The 5,103-nt window shown below is 65.1% G+C and carries 5 protein-coding genes; 2 read left to right on the forward strand and 3 right to left on the reverse strand.

Annotated features, from left to right (window positions below; translation table 11 throughout):
* The 3 genes from VJ976_RS12440 to VJ976_RS12450 all read right to left on the reverse strand — a co-directional run.
* Positions 1-2,224, reverse strand: a 2,224-nt coding sequence (locus VJ976_RS12440) for a vitamin B12-dependent ribonucleotide reductase (protein ID WP_324100547.1), incomplete at its 3' end; no start/stop codon positions are given.
* 62 nt (positions 2,225-2,286) lie between these two features.
* Positions 2,287-2,757: a transcriptional regulator NrdR gene (nrdR, locus tag VJ976_RS12445; protein WP_324100548.1), complete on the reverse strand. Its 471-nt coding sequence runs from the start codon at positions 2,755-2,757 to the stop codon at positions 2,287-2,289.
* A gap of 565 nt (positions 2,758-3,322) precedes the next feature.
* Positions 3,323-3,682: a VOC family protein gene (locus VJ976_RS12450; RefSeq protein WP_324100549.1), complete on the reverse strand. Its 360-nt coding sequence runs from the start codon at positions 3,680-3,682 to the stop codon at positions 3,323-3,325.
* 204 nt (positions 3,683-3,886) lie between these two features.
* Here VJ976_RS12450 and VJ976_RS12455 point away from each other — a divergent pair, with 204 nt between their 5' ends.
* Positions 3,887-4,732, forward strand: a complete 846-nt coding sequence (locus VJ976_RS12455; RefSeq protein WP_324100550.1) for a sigma-70 family RNA polymerase sigma factor — start codon at positions 3,887-3,889, stop codon at positions 4,730-4,732.
* An 88-nt stretch (positions 4,733-4,820) separates the two neighbouring features.
* Positions 4,821-5,057 (forward strand): hypothetical protein, encoded by a 237-nt coding sequence (locus VJ976_RS12460; RefSeq protein WP_324100551.1) that lies wholly within the window; start codon positions 4,821-4,823, stop codon positions 5,055-5,057.
* Positions 5,058-5,103 lie beyond the last annotated feature (46 nt).

Raw genomic sequence — 5,103 nt, forward strand, 5'->3', positions numbered from 1 at the left:
ACGTGGTCTGGCTGGAGCGACGCTTGGGCAGCCGCTTGCGCACCGGCCGGTACTCGATGACCTTCTCGACCTTGGGCTCCGACTCGGCCAGAGACTCGCTCTGCTTGGCCTCGTCCTTTTTCCCGTCTGACAGCGGCTGGCCGACCTTGCACATGTCGCGATAGACCGCTAGCGCCTTCAGGCCCAGTGTCCAGCCCTGCTGGTAGACGTCCGCGATCTCCTCCACCGTGGCGCTCTCGGGCAGGTTCACCGTCTTGGAGATCGCGCCGGACAGGAACGGCTGAGTCGCCGCCATCATCCGCACGTGCCCCATCGGCTTGATGGCCCGGGTGCCCATGGCGCAGTCGAAGACCTCGTAGTGCTCGGGCTTCAAGCCCGGCGCATCGATGACGTGACCGTGCTCCGCGATGTGCTCCACGATGGCCTCGGCCGTCTCGGAGGTGTAGCCGAGCATGTCCAGGGCCCGCGGGATCGTCTGGTTCACGATCTGCATGGACCCGCCGCCGACGAGCTTCTTGAACTTGACCAACGAGAAGTCGGGCTCGATGCCGGTGGTGTCGCAGTCCATCATGAAGCCGATGGTGCCGGTGGGTGCCAGCACCGAGGCCTGGGCGTTGCGGAAGCCGTGCTTCTCACCGTTCTTGACCACGCCGCTCCACGCCTGCGTCGCCGCTCTGTGGACGGCCGCGTCGATCTCGTGCAGCGGCCGGATCTCGTCGTTGGCGGCCTGGTGCTTGCGCATCACCCGCTGGTGCGGCTCCGCGTTGCGGGCATAGCCCGCGTACGGACCCACCACGGCGGCCATCTCGGCCGAGCGCTTGTAGGCCGCGCCGGTGAGCAGCGAGGTCAACGTCGCGGCCAGCGTGCGGCCGCCCTCGGAGTCATACCCCCGGCCGGTGGCCATGAGCAGCGCCCCGAGGTTGGCATAGCCGATGCCCAGCTGTCGGAAGTCGCGCGTCGTCTCGCCGATGGCCTCGGTCGGGAAGTCGGCGAAGCAGATCGAGATGTCCATCGCGGTGATCACCAGCTCGAGCACCTTCTGGTAGGTCTCGACGTCGAAGGTGTTGTCATCGCGCAGGAACTTCAGCAGGTTGAGGCTGGCCAGGTTGCAGCTGGAGTTGTCCAATGACATGTACTCCGAGCACGGGTTGGACGCCGTGATGCGACCGCTCTCCGGGGTGGTGTGCCAGTCGTTGATGGTGTCGTCGTACTGGATGCCTGGATCGGCGCACTCCCACGCCGCCTGGGCCATCTGGTGGAACAGCCCGCGGGCGTCGACGGTGTCGATGACGGTCCCGTCCTTGCGCGAGCGAAGACCGAACTCGGATCCGTGTTCCACGGCGCGCATGAACTCGTCGCTCACCCGCACCGAGTTGTTGGCGTTCTGGTACTGCACCGAGACGATGTCCGAGCCGCCGAGGTCCATGTCGAAGCCGGCGTCGCGCAGCGCACGGATCTTGTCCTCCTCACGCGCCTTGGTCTGCACGAACTCCTCGATGTCCGGGTGGTCGACGTCGAGGACGACCATCTTGGCCGCACGGCGGGTGGCACCGCCGGACTTGATGGTGCCGGCCGAGGCGTCCGCCCCGCGCATGAACGACACCGGGCCGCTCGCGGTGCCGCCGGAGGAGAGGAGCTCCTTGGAGGAGCGGATCCGCGAGAGGTTGAGCCCGGCACCCGAGCCGCCCTTGAAGATGAAGCCCTCCTCCTTGTACCAGTTGAGGATCGAGTCCATCGAGTCGTCGACCGAGAGGATGAAGCAGGCGCTGACCTGCTGCGGGCTCTTGGTGCCCACGTTGAACCAGACCGGGGAGTTGAAGCTGAACACCTGGTGCACCAACGCATGGGTCAGCTCGTGCTCGAAGACCTCCGCGTCCTCCTCGGTCGCGAAGTAGCCGTGCTCCTTGCCGGCGCGGGCGTAGGTCAGCACCACCCGGTCGATGAGCTGGCGCAGGCTGCGCTCACGCGCGTCCGTGCCCACTGCGCCGCGGAAGTACTTGGTGGTGACGATGGTCGAGGCGTTGACCGACCAGAAGTCCGGGAACTCCACCCCGTGCTGCTCGAAGATGACCTCCCCCGTCTTCCAGTTCGTCTGCACGACGTCGCGCTTCTCCCACGTCACCTGGTCGTACGGGTGAACCCCCGGCGTGGTGTAGATGCGCTCGATCGTCAGGCCCGCGTTGCCGCGGCGCGAACGGGACTTCGCCCCGGTCGTCTCCGTCATGTCTGATCTCCTCATAGGTAGCGTCGTCGATGGAACTCGGATGTGACGTGATGGTGATGCTGTCAATGACCCCTGACATACCCGGCGTCGGTCTCGGCGCGCAGGAGGGTGATGGCCGACTCGAAGTCGGCCAGGGAGTCGAACGCCTGGTAGACCGAGGCGAACCGCAGGTAGGCGACCTCGTCCAGATGCTGCAGCGGCGTCAGAATGGCCAGCCCGACCTCGTGGGCGTCCACCTCGGCCTGCCCCAGCGAGCGGATGCTCTCCTCCACCGTCTGGGCCAGGCGCTGCAGGTCGTCCTCGGTCACCGGACGGCCCTGGCAGGCCTTCCGCACTCCGATGAGCACCTTGTCCCGGCTGAACGGCTCGGTGGCTCCCGAGCGCTTGATCACCGACAGGGTGGCGGTCTCCACCGTGCCGAAGCGCCGGTTGCATTCCGGGCACTGGCGACGTCGGCGGATGACCGACCCCTCCTCCTGCACCCGGCTGTCGACCACGCGAGAGTCGGTGTGCCGGCAGAACGGACAGTGCACGATGCCTCCGATCCTCTGGACGGTCGTGGGGACGGGCTGTGGACGGGCTGTGCACCAAAGGATCCCCCTGTGCACAAGATGTGGACTAACCACACCGGTGTAACTACTAGATGTGGGGATAGTAGGCAGGTCCCAGCCCACAATGCAAGAGCAACGCGCGGCGGGCCCTCTTCACGCAGGCGGGAGCAACCCCGGCCTGCCTGCTTGTCTGTCCGCTCCGCTGCTTGTCTGTCTGCGCCGTTGAGATTGCTGCGCGACTGCGCCGTGAGGTTGGGCAGACGTCATCGGCATTCCGAACGCATCCACACTCTCGTAGGCTGTGCGCGCTGGCCCCGGCAGCCCAGATCGCAGGCTTCGAAGTGCTCCGTAGCTGGCTGCGCACGTGCACACCGCGTCCGCCCCGCGGCGGATGGCAGGCATGGTGACCGAGCCTCGCAGGTCGAGGCCCACCTGGTGGCCTCGCCCGATCAGGAGCTCCACTGGGTCGGGGCACGACCTCCCCATGAACGTGCCGACGCCGGTGAGCGATCCGCTACGGGACGTGCGTTGGTCCCGCCAAGACGGGTCAGGCGTTGGCCACGACGTTTATGACGTTGCCATCTTGATCCCGAAAGAAGAATCGGCGCACACCCCAGGCCTCGTCGGTTAGCGGGTGGACAATTTCGAGCGAGACCGCCATCACCCGCTCATGGACCGCGTCGACTTCGGCCGGGGTCGCAACGCCGACGCTAATGACCGGGTTGCACGGCGCGGACGCATCGCTGGTCATCACCTGAAGCTGCACGGACGGAGTCTCTTTGGGGGCGAGATTACCGACCCAACCGAGGTCCATGCCGACGTGGAGGTCGAAGATCTGTGCGTACAGCTCGTTGGCCCTGGCAACGTCGGTCACTGGCAGGTTGGGAACGATCCGCGTGACGCCCATTGCTTCAAAGTACCCGACACACTCGGCTGCCGTATCCCGCCGGTCAGACAGACTGATCACCGCCAGCGGATCGCTAAGTGACGCAGCGGGTTAGGTGTACCTCGCCTTGCAGAGTGCGAAGATCGTTGTGGTGATTCAGTCAACACGCTTGGTCACATGGAGCCTTGGCCATTCGTCTACTGGGTAACGGGACAAACTGGAGGAGTGGATTTCGTGGATGATACGCAGCTCTTCGAAGTGGAACGTCCACGGTTGCTGCGTATCGCAACGCGTGTGTTGAACGACCCTGTGGAGGCTGAGGACGTCGTGCAGGCGTCTTGGGTGCGGCTGCAAAACACGGACTCCGATGTCCAGAGTATGCCGGCGTGGTTGACGACCGTGACAACGCGGATATGTCTGGACCGGCTGCGCTCACGCACCCCAGAACCTGTCGCTGAGATCACTACGGAGCAGGTCGTGCCTGACCCGGCCGAGGACGTCGCTCTGGCTGAGACTGTCGGGGTGGCGTTGCAGGTCGTGCTGGATCGGCTCAGCCCCTCGGAGCGCGTGGCGTTTGTGCTGCACGACAGTTTCGGTTTCGACTTCGCCACCATTGCCGCTGTCTTAGACACCACCCCAGTGGCCGCCCGCAAACTCGCCTCGCGGGCCCGTTCTAAGATCGGACAACCTGCAGCCGAAGACCACCTCGCCGATTGGGAGGTCGTGGACGCCTTCATGACCGCTGCTCGAGAGGGTGACTTCGATAAGCTGCTGCATCTGCTGGCCCCGCAGGCAACTGTGGCGGCCGACCCAGCCGCGGTCCTTCTCGGCACACCCGAACAGATCCACGGCCGTCACGATGTGGCCGCGTTCTTCAACGGCAGCGCCCACGCTGCACTCTCTGTATTTGCTGGGGACCGGCCCGCAGCCGCGTGGTATGACCGGGGCAAGGCCAAGGTCTTGTTCGATTTCATCGTCGCCGATGGGGTGGTTCAGCGCATCACGTTCCGCGCCGAGCCGGAGGTGATAGCCCGCGTGGTTCGCCGCCGTGGTCCAGCGCGCCGCAACTGATCACGAGTCGGTTGTCACACCTGACCTTGCTGAAGCGTCACACAGATAGACGCGCCATCAACAACAAAGCAGAGAAGGGACCAGCGCGATGAAAACGATGACCTGCCGCCAACTTGGGGGGCCGTGTGACCTCGAGCACAAGGGGGAGGACGCTAACGACGTCATCAATGCCCAAGACCGCCACCTCAAAGAGGCGGAGAAAGCCGGTGACGCGAGCCATCAAGAGGCACGCAATGCGATGAAGCGCCGCTGGCGGCATCCAAGGAAGTCTCTGGGGTGGTACAACGACACCAAGGCCGCCTTCGCCCAGCTACCCACCGACTGACCACCCTGCAGCAGCCAAGAAAGCGAGAGACACATGAGTAAGGCAA

This window comes from Ornithinimicrobium sp. (genome assembly GCF_035267225.1).
Classification (GTDB): domain Bacteria; phylum Actinomycetota; class Actinomycetes; order Actinomycetales; family Dermatophilaceae; genus Ornithinicoccus.

Coding starts and splice junctions, on each gene's coding strand:
- VJ976_RS12450 (WP_324100549.1), bottom strand. CDS start 3,682: ATGGGCGTCACGCGGATCGTTCCCAACCTGCCAGTGACCGACGTTGCC.
- VJ976_RS12460 (WP_324100551.1), top strand. CDS start 4,821: ATGAAAACGATGACCTGCCGCCAACTTGGGGGGCCGTGTGACCTCGAG.